The following is a 14,265-nucleotide window of genomic DNA, read 5'->3' as shown; positions in this document are numbered from 1 at the left end:
GCATTACAATATCAAATTCAACTTCTCAGTTCTTACTGTGTTTTGACTGCTAAAATCAAAACAAAACCCTATCAAACATATTCATAGGGTTAAATATGGTGCATCCGGGAGGATTCGAACCTCCGACCGCTCGGTTCGTAGCCGAGTACTCTATCCAGCTGAGCTACGGATGCATAATCTAAAATGGCGGTGAGGGAGGGATTCGAACCCTCGATGCAGCTTTTGACCGCATACTCCCTTAGCAGGGGAGCGCCTTCAGCCTCTCGGCCACCTCACCGTTTTTAGTTACACACGATTTGTTTTTCAACATCTCGTCTCTGTGTGGCGCACATATTACTTTCCTAGCTTTAGAAGTCAAACATTTTTTCCAAACTTTTTAGTTTTCAATGACTGTTTGAACACTTCACAAGCAAGATGATTAGTTTAGCATCGAAATTTGCATCCATCATCCATAAATTTCACAATTCTTTGAATGGTAATAACGATTTTTGTTCCAAGGAAATAAGAGATAAAAGAAATATAAATAATAAATTCAGCCTAAAACTTTCGTGTTAGAAGTAAAAATAGATGAGCAAAAAAAGAAGAATAAAATAGAACAGCATTCTGCTTGAGCAAAATGGCATTATGCAGGTTATTAATTTGAATAAGAAGAAAGGGCTAGAAAATGAAAGACAAGCGTCCATCTTTGCTGTGTGGGTCAAGAACTGGACGCTTATTCATTATTATTGATTATCTGGTTGAGTCTTTTCAGCCTGGATCCGTTGATAAATTTCTTCACGGTGAACAGAAACTTCTTTTGGGGCATTGACACCAATACGAACTTGATTGCCTTTTACTCCCAGTACAGTAACTGTTACCTCATCGCCTATCATGAGTGTTTCACCAACTCGACGAGTCAGAATAAGCATTCTTTGCTCCTTGAAATATTAAAAGAGTCGGGTCTCTAGGTTTCCCCCCGCTATTGTCCATCACACACCGTGAAAACGTAAAGCAATGATATACACCTAAAGCATTGATGCCATCGAGGCAATCATTTTAATTATATACAAACAAAATATAACACTACCCATAACACATTAACAATGTTGCAACAGACAAAGTTGCCTCACGGTGCATGAGGCAACTTCTAAAAGTGCTTACAGCCGTGAGTTCACCCACTCTTCTACACTTGCCATAGCAGCTGGTAACGCATGTACGTCTGTACCTCCAGCTTGTGCCATGTCTGGACGACCGCCGCCTTTACCACCGACTTGCTGTGCGACATAAGATATTAAATCACCAGCTTTAATTTTAGCAGTCAAATCATTAGTTACACCAACAATTACACTGACTTTATCACCACTCGTTGTTGAAAGCACGATAATAGCGGACTTCAGCTGATTTTTGAGGTCATCGACCATCGTTCTCAAAAGCTTAGGTTCAGTGTTGCTAAGCTGGCTAACGAGTAATTTAGCACCTTTAATATCTTTTGCTTGGCTGCTTAGTGAAGCACTTTCTTGCGATGCTTGTTGATCTTTTAATTGCAAAATCTCTTTTTCTAATTGACGAGATTTGTCTAAAGCTGATTTTACTTTTTCAACTAAGCTATTCATATCACCTTTTAATAGGTGAGCAATCGCCGTTAATTGCTCTGACTGGTTATGAATGTTTTCAATTGCATTCTCCCCTGTCGTTGCTTCAATACGACGAATGCCTGCCGCAGTCCCTGATTCACTAAGAATGCGAAATAAACCGATATCACCAGTACGGCTAGCATGGGTACCACCACAAAGCTCGATAGAAAAATCGCCCATGCTCAATACACGTACACGCTCTTCGTACTTCTCACCAAATAATGCCATTGCACCTTTGGCTTTTGCACCCTCTAAATCCATAAGTTCCGTTTCAATTGGTGTGTTCTTACGAATTTGAGTATTTACAATATCTTCGACTTCACGTAACTGTGATGGAGTCATTGCTTCAAAATGTGAAAAGTCAAAACGTAGATATTTATCGTTAACTAAAGAGCCTTTTTGCGCTACATGCTCACCGAGAACTTGACGTAATGCAGCGTGCAATAAGTGAGTAGCAGAGTGATTCAAACGAATAGCATCACGTCTTTTTACATCAATTTTTGCATCAATACGGTGGTTAATAACCAGGGAACCCGACTCTACTTTACCAATATGACCAATAGCTTGACCATATTTCTGGGTATCAGTAACGGTAAAACTACCGCTATCATTGTGTAAAATTCCTGTATCACCTACTTGACCACCTGATTCAGCATAAAACGCGGTTTTATCAAGGATCACAAGACCTTCATCACCCGCATTAAGCGAATCAACTGGCTGACCATCTTTATAAATAGCAGTGATAGTGGCTAATTGTTCATTATAGGTATAACCAGAGAATTCACTGTGCTTTTCGATTTTAATTAATGAATTATAATCAGCACCAAAACCACTTGATTCTCTTGCTCGGCGGCGCTGGTCTTCCATTGCGCGCTCAAAACCTTCTTCATCGACTTTGATATTACGTTCACGACAAACGTCAGCCGTTAAATCAATTGGGAAGCCATATGTATCATATAGACGGAATGCGGTTTCGCCTTCTAAAGTATCACCTTTGAGTGAAGCAAGCTCTTCATCTAATAATTGAAGTCCACGCTCTAACGTACGAGCAAATTGCTCTTCTTCCGCTTTAAGGGCTTTTTCAACTTTTGATTGTTGACGTTTCAACTCATCCGCCGCGTTACCCATTACTTTTACCAATGGTGCAACGAGTTTGTAGAAGAAAGTATCTTTTGCTCCAAGCATATAACCATGGCGTACAGCACGACGAATAATACGACGCAATACATATCCACGACCTTCATTTGATGGGATCACGCCATCACTAATGAGGAATGCACAAGAGCGAATATGGTCAGCAATAACGCGGAGTGATTTGTTTGAAAGATCACTTGATCCTGTTGCATTTGCAGCTGCTGCAATCAAATCACGGAAGATATCGATATCATAGTTAGAGTTAACATGCTGTAACACGGCAGCAATGCGCTCAAGCCCCATTCCCGTATCAACAGATGGCTTAGGTAATGGTTCCATGGTACCGTCAGATTGACGGTTAAATTGCATGAAAACGATATTCCATATCTCGATATAACGGTCGCCATCTTCCTCTGGGCTTCCCGGAGGGCCACCCCATATGTGATCACCGTGATCATAGAAAATTTCTGAACATGGCCCACATGGCCCTGTATCTCCCATCTGCCAAAAGTTGTCAGATGCGTAAGCAGCGCCTTTATTGTCACCAATACGGATAATTCGTTCTGCTGGAACGCCTACATTTTTATTCCAAATTTCATAAGCTTCATCATCGGTCGCATAAACTGTGACCCATAATTTTTCTTTTGGTAAATTAAACCATTCTTTACCTGTCAATAATTCCCAAGCAAAGTTGATTGCATCATGTTTAAAGTAATCACCAAAGCTAAAGTTACCTAGCATTTCAAAAAAAGTGTGGTGACGGGCTGTGTAGCCTACGTTCTCTAAATCGTTATGTTTACCACCTGCTCGCACACATCTCTGTGCTGTTGTCGCTCGGGAATATGCTCTTTTATCCAGCCCAAGAAATACATCTTTGAACTGGTTCATCCCTGCGTTAGTGAACAATAATGTCGGGTCATTGTTTGGTACTAGCGAACTGCTACTTACCACCTGATGACCTTTCGTATGAAAAAAGTCGAGAAACGCTTGGCGGATCTCAGCGGTGCTTTTACTCATATTTATCCCGATTTCAAGCTGGAAACTGAATTAAGAATTGTTGAGATGGAATGTAGCATCACCTCTAATCAACTCTCCGATTAAAAAGTGACTGATAAGATAAAGTCTCTTTATGTAGAAGTAAAATTTAGATACATCCATTCGTGGTTTTCATTGTAAAGCGTCTAAATATTTTCTGAAAGTATGTTTATACCCTTCAGTTGGCTATTTTTCCATAGAAAAACGACATCTCGCTTTATTATAGCGCAAAAGAAAAACAAAAAAATGCCACTCATTTTAGAGCGGCATTTTTAATCTACTTATTTATGATATCAATAAGTCAGTATTAAAATTCTTCTGGTGTCTCTTCTTCATCTGAATCATTGATAAAATCAGTTGCTGCGCTTTTGAATTCACCTGTGTGAGTTAATAGCATTTCACGCAATTTTTTATCAATTTCATCTGCAATAGCTGGATGCTCTTTTAAATAAGTCGTAGAGTTTGCTTTACCTTGACCAATTTTATCACCATTGTAACTATACCAAGCACCTGCTTTTTCAATCAGCTTATGTTTAACACCTAAGTCAATCAACTCACCATAAGTGTTAATACCTTCACCATAAAGAATTTGGAATTCAGCTTGTTTAAATGGCGCAGCAATCTTGTTTTTAACAACTTTAACACGTGTTTCGCTACCAACGATTTCTTCACCGTTTTTTACAGCACCGATACGACGGATATCTAAACGAACTGATGCATAAAACTTCAGTGCGTTACCACCAGTTGTTGTTTCAGGGTTACCAAACATCACTCCAATTTTCATACGAATTTGGTTAATGAAGATAAGCAAAGTATTAGAGGTTTTCAAGTTACCGGCTAATTTACGCATTGCTTGGCTCATCATACGAGCAGCTAAGCCCATGTGAGAGTCACCAATTTCGCCTTCAATCTCCGCTTTTGGTGTTAATGCAGCAACAGAGTCGACGATAATGACATCAACTGCACCTGAGCGTGTCAATGCATCACAAATTTCTAATGCTTGCTCACCAGTATCAGGTTGAGAACATAGCAAGTTATCAATATCAACACCGAGTTTTTTCGCATAGATAGGGTCTAAGGCGTGTTCAGCATCGATAAATGCACATGTTTTACCACTGCGTTGCGCTGCTGCAATAACTTGCAATGTTAGAGTAGTTTTACCAGAGGATTCAGGTCCGTAGATTTCAACAATGCGCCCTAATGGTAAGCCACCAGCACCTAAAGCAACGTCAAGGGATAAAGAACCCGTCGAAATAGTTTCAACGTCCATCGTGCGGTCTTCACCAAGACGCATAATGGAACCTTTACCAAATTGCTTTTCAATTTGACCTAACGCTGCAGCTAGTGCTTTTTGTTTGTTTTCATCGATAGCCATGTTCACTCCCTTTAGTGCAATGGACTTTCCCACTGCGAATAGAACGGTTGAATTCGGTTTGTTGACGTCAATTATACTGTATAATCATACAGTATCAAGAGGATTTTTCACTTATGATTTGTAAAAGTGTCTCAAGAGCATAACATGTTGATTGTAAACGAACAGAATGCCTATTGCCTTGGAATATACAGTGTTTAGTCGTTACATTGCTGATACCCGTTGGCGCTTTTTGAGCAAAACCAAACCAAACGGTTCCAACAGGTTTATCATCGCTACCGCCACTAGGCCCCGCAATACCACTAACCGATATCGAAAGGTCCGAATCAGCTTCTTTTAGTGCCCCAAGCGCCATTTCAGAGACAACTTGCTCACTAACAGCACCGAATTTTTGCAATGATTCTTCTGTTACACCAATCATTTGATGCTTGGCTTCATTACTGTAAGTGACAAATCCTCTATGGAAGTAATCTGAACTTCCAGCAATATCCGTGAGTACTTTTGCAACCCACCCACCTGTGCATGACTCTGCACAAGTGACCGTTTTACCTTGCTTCTTCAGGAGTTGACCAAGCTGCATACTTAGTGTTTCGAGGTGATGTTCATCTTTCATTTGATTGTTTACCTTCACATCAATGTTGTTTGCGAGCACGATCCCAAATCCACAGCCCAGCGATAGCTACCGCAAATACTGTACCAAAACCAATACCCACACTAATAACAGACAATCCAACTTTCATAGCAAGCGAATAGAGACCCAACATAATTAACATGGCACTATTCTCACCAAGGTTTTGAACTGCAATCGCATTACCTGCCCCTACAGTTTCTTTACCTTTTTCTTGCAATAGCGCATTAAGAGGTACAACAAATAGCCCACCAAAAATACCCAATATTGCAAGGATGACATAAGATGGGAACAAACTTGTTTGTAACGCAAGTAGCACTACCATCACACCAATCACAATACCAGCAGGAATACAGCGCGAGACTGTTTTTAATGTAATGAATTTAGCTGCCAACCCGGCACCTACAACGATGCCTATAGCAACTGCAGCATTAAGATAAGTTGGTGTTGCATTATCTTGTAGGCCTAAAGCGACAGGTACCCATGCTACCAGCAAAAAGCGTAATGTAACGCCAGCCCCCCAGAACATACTGGTACCAACTAAAGAAAAACGACTTTCTTGGTTTGACCAAAGCGAACGACATGCACTCCAAAAATCGACAAATAACTTTTTAAAATGCCAGCCTTTACTTGGTCGAGCAGCAACTAAATGTGGTATATAAAAATTTGCGATAACGGCAAGCGCATAGAGCACAGCACAAGTTCCAAGTGCCAACATGAGATTAATATCAGATAAAATACCACCAACTACTGAACCTACGAGGATCGCAGCAATTGTTGAAGCTTCCATCACTCCGTTTGCTTTGACTAGATTCTCTCCCCCCGTTAGTTCACCTAAAATACCGTATTTTGCAGGGGAATATGATGCAGCACCGATCCCAACTAAACCGTAACAAATAAATGGATTGAGCCCTAAACAGATACCAAGCGCACCAATAAATTTAAACAGGTTAGATAACAGCATAACACGGCCTTTAGAGAACCTATCAGCGACCTGCCCAACGAAAGGCGCCAAGATAATATAAGTCAGCACAAAGACCATTTGGAGCACGGGGTGGCTCCATTCTGGATAAAATTCAGCTTTAAGTTGCGCTAAGATGGCAAACAATAATGCGTTATCGGCGAAAGCAGAAAGAAATTGCGAGGTAAGTACGGCCTTCATACCTCGACTCATTAATGGTGCATTAGTACTATGCATAAAATTAACCCTCTATCACCATTTGTTTGAGTGCTACAAAGTCCGTTTTACCACTTCCTAGTACGGGTAATTCTTTCACTATGCGAATATCACGTGGGACGGCTAATTCAGTTAACCCTTTACCTTTCGCCGCAGCGGAAAGCGCACTTCGGTCTAGTTTTTTATCTGTTGTGAATAAAACTAAGGCTTCGCCTTTACTACTATCGGGCTTTGTCACTACTGCATGATGTGCATTTGGAGATAAGCTAAAGACCATCTGCTCAATACTTTCAAGTGAAACCATTTCTCCTGCAAGTTTTGCAAATCTTTTTACTCGCCCTTTGATAGTACAGTATTGCTGAGCGTCTAATTCAACGATATCACCAGTGTCATACCACCCGTCTTCTTGCTCACCTTGCTGATTTTCAGCTGATGGCTTTTCGAGTATACCGGGAGCTTCAACACGCAAGTAGCCTTTCATGATATTAGGACCTTTAAGCTGCAGTTTGCCACCGTTCTCAATACCTGAAATAGGAATGATCCGTGATTGCATTAGAGGCAATATTTGCCCGACTGTTCCCTCTTTTGATGCCATTGGGACATTGATAGACACAATCGGCGCACATTCAGTCACACCATAGCCCTCAAGGATGCGAATTCCGAATTTATCGAACCATAGCTTCTTAGTGCTATCTGACAGTTTTTCAGCTCCCGCTACCACATAACGCAAGCGAGCAAAATCGTATTGATGAGCAAAACGTGCATAATTAGCTAAAAATGTAGAAGTACCAAATAAGACGGTACAGTTTTTGTCATACACCAATTCAGGAATAATTCGATAATGTAAAGGGCTTGGATATAGAAAGACTCGACTACCAGAAAATAGAGGAATGAATAGCCCAACAGTTAGGCCAAAAGCATGAAACAGAGGTAACGATGACATAAAGCGATCTCGCGGTGTGAAATCTGCAATAGTTTTAATCTGTTCGACGTTTGCCATCAAGCTTGCGTGGCTGTGTACGACACCTTTCGGTGTACCTTCTGAACCAGAAGTAAATAATACTAATGCTTCATCTTCCGGTTTACGAGGAAGTACCGCTTTGCTTGGTCTAAATAAATGTTTAACTATCCATAATTTATCTTGCCAAGTAACGGTATCTTTTAAATCCTCAAGATAAATCCAATTCGCTTCAGTGACTTGCTCTGGAATATGCGTCAAATTACCTTTTTCAAGAAATTGGCGTGAGGTAAAGACGACTTTAGCCTGAGAGGCTTTTAATGCATTACTAATACCATGGCTACCTGCTGTATAGTTCAGCATTGCAGGAATACGCCCTCGCATCAATGCACCAAAAATGGCAGCCGCAGTGACAGTTGTATTTGGTAGTAATAAACCAATACGTTCATTTTCATGAGTATAACGTTCAATAATACGGCCAACACCCAACGATTTTTTCAATAATCCTTGGTAGTTATCTTCTTTGAAATTGATATCTTCAATACAAGGCGAGCGGCGACCAAATCGTTTCACACTATCAATAAATTCTTCAACCAACGTCAATTGCGGCCTAGTTGCCATTCGAGCAGATTTCATGATGCTATACAAATGTAGACCCGCTAATCTACGGCGTTCTACTGCACGAGGGGCTTCTGGCATCGGGATAGTTTCAGCTGGCAGGATATGCAATGTGATCTGAGGAAACCATTTTAGAGGAATAATGCCTTTTAAACGCCCAAAGTGGCTACGCTCTGCACCTTCAATACGGATAGGTACTACTTTTGCCCCTGATTTTGCAGCAACAAATGCAGCCCCGTCGTAAATTTTCATCAGTGAGCCATGAACAGAAATACGCCCTTCTGGAAATATAACAATAGGACGCCCTTTTTCGATTTCTTTGACTAAATGACGAATACCCAATGGGTTGGCAGGATCAAGAGGAATTATGTCAGCATAGGGCTTTATCAATTTAATCATTCTAGGGGTTGCAAATGAAGAATAAACCGCAAATACAGGCTTCACTGGTAAAAATAAAGCAACCAATACACCATCAATAAATGAAACATGGTTAGGTGTAATTAAACACTTATCTTGATAAAGCTCTTTCTCATCCCCGACTAAGCGAATACGAAACAAAAATCGAAGTACTGCTCTAAGAATATTTGCCAGCATAATGAATCCCTATATTATGAGTTATCTTAATAATTCTAACTGATAATTATGTAGTGAAAACCACTAATATATTAAGTGGTTTATTCCTAAAGCGTTAATGAATGCCACATATTTAAGCCAAATGTTTTAACTGCTCAATAATAACATCAATAGGCAGTTCCGCATTAACGACATGGTGTGCCGCGGCACGGTAAAGAGGCTCCCTTTGTGATATGACCTCTTCTATTTCTTCTAATATTGATTTACCTGTCAAACTTGGACGTTGATCGGCTTGAGGTTCTGCCGCGAGCCTAGCAGCTAATACCTCAGGTTTAGCACTTAAGTAGATCACCGTACCATTGTCGCGCATGACTTGCTGATTTTCTTTAGAAAGGATTATTCCACCACCGGTAGAAACAATCACATTTTGTTCTGAAATTGACTTTAACACATCACTTTCTAAACGGCGAAAATACTCCCACCCATGCTGTTCGACAATCTGAGCAATACTCATTCCCGCTCGCTCAACAATCAATTTATCCGTATCAACAAATTGAAATGATTTATGTTCGGCTAGCTGTTTACCAATCGTTGTTTTCCCTGAACCTCTAGGACCTATAATGTAAAACATCTGTATTCATCCCGTCATGATGATTATTGCGATACACGTGCGACGCGCTACATACCCGTCATACTTCAAGTTGTCATTAGCCACACATACAGACAAAGCCTACAGCTCGATTCATCGAGCCATTATATATATCTATATTTAACAGACTGTTGCATGATAATAATTTCGATTAAAACCAATATATATAGCTTATATTTCTCAATCTAAATAACAAATAATCATAAAAACAAAGCCACACAAATAGTGTGGCCTAATCGTTATTATTTGAGCATTATGTTCGGTTAAGGAAGTCACCATAACCAATCCATTTATAGGTCGTCAATGCATCTAACCCCATCGGCCCACGTGAGTGCAATTTTTGTGTACTCACTGCAACTTCAGCTCCTAAACCAAACTGTCCGCCATCGGTAAAGCGAGTACTGGCATTGACGTAAACTGCGGCTGAATCCACACGCTGAACAAAATAGTCGGCTTGACTGATAGACTCCGTTAATATGGCATCGGAATGCGCCGTACCATAAGTGCGAATATGATCGATAGCTGCATCAATAGCTGGGACTATTTCAACATTCAGATCAAGTGATAGCCACTCATCAACCAAATTCTCAGGTTTCACATCAACAACTTTAGCTGGGCCATTCTTCAAATAAGGCATAGCTTGTAGGCTCGCATGTAAAGTCACTTTTTGTTCGGCCATTTTTTGGCTTAGCATTGGCAAAAATTCAGCTGCTATTTTTTCATGAATCAGTACAGTTTCTAGTGAGTTACATGCGCTTGGACGTTGAACTTTTGCATTGATGAGTACGCTAATTGCTTTATCAAAATCAACAGATTCATCAACAAATGTATGACAGACACCAATTCCGCCAGTAATGACTGGAATGGTCGATTGCTCACGACATAATTTATGTAGACCAGCGCCACCACGAGGGATCAACATATCCACATATCTATCTAATTTGAGCAACTGGGTTACTAATTCACGGTCAGGGTTATTAATCGCCTGTATTGCATCTGCCGATATTCCGCAGCTTTGTAGTGCTTTTTGAATAACTCCGGTAACGGCAAGGTTAGTATTATGGGTTTCTTTACCACCACGCAAAATCGCTGCATTACCTGTTTTTAAGCATAATGCTGCAACATCGACAGTCACATTCGGGCGTGCTTCATAAATAACACCGACAACACCTAATGGCACACGTCGGCGCTGTAAATTCAAACCGTTATCGAGTTGGCTACCATCAATGATTTGTCCAACTGGATCAGCAAGTTGGCAGACTTTTCTCACATCATCAGCGATATTTTTTAGACGATCTTGTGTGAGTAATAGACGATCTTGCAGTGCAGGAGTCATATCATTCGCACGTGCCTGTATCAAATCTTGTTCATTGGCAGCGAGAATAACCGCACTTTCTTGCTCTAATAAATCAGCTATTTGCTCTAAAGCGGCATTTTTTTGTTTTGTACTTAACTGAGCTAGTTGCCATGAGGCTTCGCGAGCCGCTTTTCCCATTTTTTCTAACATAATTAACCCACTATCATATCATCGCGGTGAACAGCGACAGAGCCGTGTTCATAACCAAGTATTCGGCCTATTTCTTGTGAGTGATGACCCGCAATCATTCTTAGTGCATCACTATTGTAATGGGTTACCCCATGAGCAAGATCTTTGCCTGCCATATTGCGTATGCGGATTACTGCACCACGAGAAAAATCACCTTCGATTTTTTTAATACCTTTAGGAAGTAATGAACTACCTTTTTCCATAATAGCAAGTTGTGCACCGTCATCGATATAAATATCGCCGGCAGCAGGTGCGCCAAAAATCCAACGTTTACGATTTTCCATTGGATTTTTTTGTCCATAAAAACGCGTACCAACTGGAATATTTTCAATTACCGCACTGATTACATCAGGTTTATTGCCTGCGGCAATGATTACATCAATACCCGCTCTTCCTGCAACATCAGCCGCTTGTAGCTTAGTTGCCATGCCACCGGTACCTAAACCCGTTACACTGCCTCCAGCCATTTCGCGTAATTCATCATTGATACCATAAACTTCTGGGATCAATTTCGCATTAGGATTACTTCGTGGATCAGAATCAAATAAACCTTCAATATCAGTCAGTAATAATAGTTTATCCGCATCACCAAGTATTGCAGCAAGAGCCGATAAATTATCGTTATCACCAACTTTAATTTCTGCTGTTGCTACTGCATCATTTTCATTAATAACCGGAATTATGCCGTTATCGAGTAATGCTTGTAATGTATCGCGCGCATTTAAAAAACGCTCACGATCTTCAAGATCAGCACGTGTTAGTAGCATCTGCCCAATATGGATACCATAAATTGAAAATAACCGTTCCCATAACTGAATAAGACGACTTTGGCCTACTGCTGCAAGTAATTGCTTTGAAGCTATTGTTGCGGGGAGTTCAGGGTAATTTAAATGTTCACGACCTGCCGCAATAGCCCCAGATGTGACGATTATAATACGATGCCCTTTTTCATATTGCTGCGCACATTGCCTAACTAGCTCAACAATATGAGCTTGATTCAATTGGCGCGAGCCCCCTGTCAATACACTGGTTCCTAATTTAACAACCAATGTCTGGCTATTTTTCATCATTTTTCTGCCATTAGGATTAACAAACACAAAGTGGGTATCATTTTTATCAGTTGAAGCGCGTTATGCCAACAGGCATAACGCAAAATTCAACAAAAGTTGGTCTAAAACAATTTTATGCGCTTAATTCAAGTTTAAATTCTGCCATTTGTGCAGAAGGGTAAAAATTTAGTTCAAGGTCAGAAAGTTGCTTGGAAAGGGACTGGTGAAAAGATTTAAGATTTTTTTCAATCGAATCAATAGCTACACTATCTTTCAATACTTTTGCTTGCCAGCTACCGTGACTATTATACATACCTAGATGGTATAAATATTCAAATCCGTCATCATTTGGCGATAGCATCATCCACCACCCCCAAAATTCGCGTTTTTCTGGTGTAACATTCGCATTAACACAAACTGCAAGGCTATCGAAAAAGTAGCAACCATCTAAACATTGCTTTTCTCGTAGATAAGGCCCCAATGCAGCAAACTTCTTTAAATACCTTCCATTAGAGTAATCATTAGCTAAAGCCATGTAAGGATCTCCTTTTTTGAGAAGATCCCTTTTTAACAAAAGTTAAAAAATAATCAAGATATTAAATAAAATTAAAGTATTTTACTTTTCAACCAACTGGTAGTTTCACTTAATGACTTTTGATAATTTTCGAAAACAGGCGCCGCTGGTAATGTTAATAAATGATTATCCATTGAAGAACGCATAATCAGTTCTGACTCTTGTTTAGGACTATAAATATCATTTTCCCAACAAACAGACATCATTGGAACATGGCTACGTCGTCCTAAAAGGCCTTGATTTTTTAATGAATAACAACTAAGTTCATAACGCAACGCAGCACCATCAACATGATAGATACCTAAGCGACTGGCAAAAACATCGAGCTCCATACGCGGAATATCACGCTGATATTTTTCCTCATGCAATATGCTATGAACAATCGGTCCCAATACTGCTACGGCTTTTATTTTCTCCGGACACATATAAGCTAACCTTAAGGCAATATTTGCACCAAAGCGTAATCCAACAAGGCCAAAACGCGTATGGTCAATCCATGGAATTGTATCCAATTGGCGAACTACCTGTTCATGCAATGCACTTGTCTCTTGAGATAACTTATATTTAATCGAATAACCAATTGAGGGCATATCTAACGTCAGCATAGCAATGCCAAGTGGTTCGAGATAATCACGAAAGTAGCGTGAGTAGTCAATTTGCAAACTATCGAGTGTTCCACAGACCATAACTGTAGGATAAGGACCTTGGCCTGTCGAAGGGATATGTAAAAAACCACACACCTCTTTATTACCATCGACCTTAAATGACAGTTTTTTTAGTTTATAGCGTGAAAACTGTGCTGCGCTATCATAAGCCTTACAAGCAAGTAAAACGGCTTGACTAGCTAATTCATCACCTTTGATGAAAGGATATGCTGCAAGACTGTATAAATTGGCAGCGTGTAACCATGCTTCACTGGCTTTTTCACCACCTTCAAATTGTAGGGCTTTTTGCTGCCAATGCATGGCTTGATGAGACCATTCAAAACACCAGTTTCCGCTACGATTGCCAATGACGGTATCGAGTAAATTTTTATCACTACGCTCAGCATTGGTTACCGCAATTCGGCTCAAGACTTCTTCTATTTCTAAAGCATCAATACCACGCCAGATCCACAGTAATCGGTTAATCATTCGATACCAACTGGCATGGTGAGCACCGCTTAATGCTGAATGGCTATTAATGATTGAGGAGGTATAGGCAGAGTAGGATACGAGTGTCGATGTTTCAGTTTGCCTAACTTTTGGCTTGAACAGCTTTTCGGAAAGATTTTGTTGAGTCATCCTGATAACCTGTTTGTTGGGCTTAAATTAAAAAGGGAACGCCGTAGCATTCCCTC

General features: G+C 40.3%; 11 protein-coding genes and 2 tRNA genes. All 13 read right to left on the bottom strand.

The window, feature by feature from the left end:
• Nucleotides 1-96: 96 nt before the first annotated feature.
• A tRNA-Arg gene (locus OOA_RS17520) sits at nt 97-173 on the bottom strand.
• A gap of 11 nt (nt 174-184) precedes the next feature.
• A tRNA-Ser gene (locus OOA_RS17515) sits at nt 185-277 on the bottom strand.
• 445 nt (nt 278-722) lie between these two features.
• Nucleotides 723-908: a carbon storage regulator CsrA gene (gene csrA / locus OOA_RS17510; protein ID WP_004264815.1), complete on the bottom strand. Its 186-nt coding sequence runs from the start codon at nt 906-908 to the stop codon at nt 723-725.
• 228 nt (nt 909-1,136) lie between these two features.
• Nucleotides 1,137-3,764, bottom strand: coding sequence for an alanine--tRNA ligase (alaS, locus tag OOA_RS17505; RefSeq protein ID WP_008913505.1), 2,628 nt, complete (start codon nt 3,762-3,764; stop codon nt 1,137-1,139).
• Between the two features lie 325 nt (nt 3,765-4,089).
• Complete coding sequence (gene recA / locus OOA_RS17500) at nt 4,090-5,157, bottom strand: recombinase RecA (protein WP_008913504.1); 1,068 nt, start codon at nt 5,155-5,157, stop codon at nt 4,090-4,092.
• Nucleotides 5,158-5,251: 94 nt separating this feature from the next.
• The gene (gene pncC, locus OOA_RS17495; protein WP_008913503.1) at nt 5,252-5,767 is read right to left on the bottom strand and encodes a nicotinamide-nucleotide amidase; all 516 of its coding nucleotides are present in this window, start codon (nt 5,765-5,767) and stop codon (nt 5,252-5,254) included.
• 19 nt (nt 5,768-5,786) lie between these two features.
• The gene (gene lplT, locus OOA_RS17490) at nt 5,787-6,980 is read right to left on the bottom strand and encodes a lysophospholipid transporter LplT (RefSeq protein ID WP_008913502.1); all 1,194 of its coding nucleotides are present in this window, start codon (nt 6,978-6,980) and stop codon (nt 5,787-5,789) included.
• Nucleotides 6,981-6,984: 4 nt separating this feature from the next.
• Complete coding sequence (gene aas / locus OOA_RS17485; protein ID WP_008913501.1) at nt 6,985-9,129, bottom strand: bifunctional acyl-ACP--phospholipid O-acyltransferase/long-chain-fatty-acid--ACP ligase; 2,145 nt, start codon at nt 9,127-9,129, stop codon at nt 6,985-6,987.
• 112 nt (nt 9,130-9,241) lie between these two features.
• Complete coding sequence (gene aroL, locus OOA_RS17480; protein WP_008913500.1) at nt 9,242-9,739, bottom strand: shikimate kinase AroL; 498 nt, start codon at nt 9,737-9,739, stop codon at nt 9,242-9,244.
• 271 nt (nt 9,740-10,010) lie between these two features.
• Nucleotides 10,011-11,264: a glutamate-5-semialdehyde dehydrogenase gene (gene proA / locus OOA_RS17475; RefSeq protein ID WP_008913499.1), complete on the bottom strand. Its 1,254-nt coding sequence runs from the start codon at nt 11,262-11,264 to the stop codon at nt 10,011-10,013.
• A gap of 2 nt (nt 11,265-11,266) precedes the next feature.
• Nucleotides 11,267-12,370: a glutamate 5-kinase gene (gene proB / locus OOA_RS17470; protein WP_008913498.1), complete on the bottom strand. Its 1,104-nt coding sequence runs from the start codon at nt 12,368-12,370 to the stop codon at nt 11,267-11,269.
• Between the two features lie 115 nt (nt 12,371-12,485).
• Complete coding sequence (gene crl / locus OOA_RS17465; protein WP_008913497.1) at nt 12,486-12,887, bottom strand: sigma factor-binding protein Crl; 402 nt, start codon at nt 12,885-12,887, stop codon at nt 12,486-12,488.
• Nucleotides 12,888-12,958: 71 nt separating this feature from the next.
• Nucleotides 12,959-14,209 carry an esterase FrsA gene (gene frsA / locus OOA_RS17460; RefSeq protein ID WP_008913496.1) on the bottom strand — a complete coding sequence of 417 codons (1,251 nt, stop codon included), beginning with the start codon at nt 14,207-14,209 and terminating at the stop codon, nt 12,959-12,961.
• Nucleotides 14,210-14,265 lie beyond the last annotated feature (56 nt).

It is taken from the genome of Providencia burhodogranariea DSM 19968 (genome assembly GCF_000314855.2).
GTDB classification, from domain to species: Bacteria; Pseudomonadota; Gammaproteobacteria; order Enterobacterales; family Enterobacteriaceae; genus Providencia; species Providencia burhodogranariea.
Note: the sequence above shows the minus strand (reverse complement) of the source record. Positions and strands in the feature narration are given on the sequence as shown.

Coding starts and splice junctions, on each gene's coding strand:
- csrA (WP_004264815.1), bottom strand. CDS start 908: ATGCTTATTCTGACTCGTCGAGTTGGTGAAACACTCATGATAGGCGAT.
- crl (WP_008913497.1), bottom strand. CDS start 12,887: ATGGCTTTAGCTAATGATTACTCTAATGGAAGGTATTTAAAGAAGTTT.
- recA (WP_008913504.1), bottom strand. CDS start 5,157: ATGGCTATCGATGAAAACAAACAAAAAGCACTAGCTGCAGCGTTAGGT.
- proB (WP_008913498.1), bottom strand. CDS start 12,370: ATGAAAAATAGCCAGACATTGGTTGTTAAATTAGGAACCAGTGTATTG.
- alaS (WP_008913505.1), bottom strand. CDS start 3,764: ATGAGTAAAAGCACCGCTGAGATCCGCCAAGCGTTTCTCGACTTTTTT.
- pncC (WP_008913503.1), bottom strand. CDS start 5,767: ATGAAAGATGAACATCACCTCGAAACACTAAGTATGCAGCTTGGTCAA.
- proA (WP_008913499.1), bottom strand. CDS start 11,264: ATGTTAGAAAAAATGGGAAAAGCGGCTCGCGAAGCCTCATGGCAACTA.
- aroL (WP_008913500.1), bottom strand. CDS start 9,739: ATGTTTTACATTATAGGTCCTAGAGGTTCAGGGAAAACAACGATTGGT.
- frsA (WP_008913496.1), bottom strand. CDS start 14,209: ATGACTCAACAAAATCTTTCCGAAAAGCTGTTCAAGCCAAAAGTTAGG.
- aas (WP_008913501.1), bottom strand. CDS start 9,129: ATGCTGGCAAATATTCTTAGAGCAGTACTTCGATTTTTGTTTCGTATT.
- lplT (WP_008913502.1), bottom strand. CDS start 6,980: ATGCATAGTACTAATGCACCATTAATGAGTCGAGGTATGAAGGCCGTA.